The organism is Pseudomonas sp. 22490 (genome assembly GCF_052044465.1).
GTDB classification, from domain to species: domain Bacteria; phylum Pseudomonadota; class Gammaproteobacteria; order Pseudomonadales; family Pseudomonadaceae; genus Pseudomonas; species Pseudomonas aeruginosa.
In genome coordinates this window covers 1-371 of sequence record NZ_JBQENS010000111.1, presented here as the reverse complement: position 1 = coordinate 371, position 371 = coordinate 1, and the positions used below count along the sequence as shown (strand labels likewise).

Here is a 371-nt window from a genome sequence, read left to right as displayed (position 1 = left end):
TACCGCAAGATCACCTGGACCCACGAAGTCTCCGGCACCTCCGGCTCCGACGACTGGCGCTCGCCGGTGGCAGGGTGAGTTGACAGGCACACCGGTCGTACACCTGTGCGGCCGGTTCTCCGTCGAGCCGAAAATGTCCGCGACTTCGCGAAATCGACACAGAGCCAAAGACTTTCGGCGCCGGCTGAGCAAGAGTAACGTGGCTTGCTCCTCCAATGGATTGGAAAGGAACTGCCCACCCGGAACAGGGAACGATCCATGCGTCAAAGAGACCTGAAATTCACCTTCGTCGTTGGCGAAGGGAACCTTGCGTTCGATGTCGTCGAGTTCGAACTGGAAGAAGCGCTCTGCGAGCCTTTCCGCCTGAACCT

1 protein-coding gene and 1 pseudogene are annotated in these 371 nt (G+C 59.3%); both read left to right on the top strand.

The features are described from left to right. Window positions 1-78: pseudogene (locus ACTJJX_RS35150) on the top strand (Hcp family type VI secretion system effector); the annotation flags it as partial. A gap of 180 nt (window positions 79-258) precedes the next feature. Then, the coding region (locus ACTJJX_RS35145; protein ID WP_414702922.1) for a hypothetical protein at window positions 259-371 on the top strand (113 nt) is incomplete at its 3' end.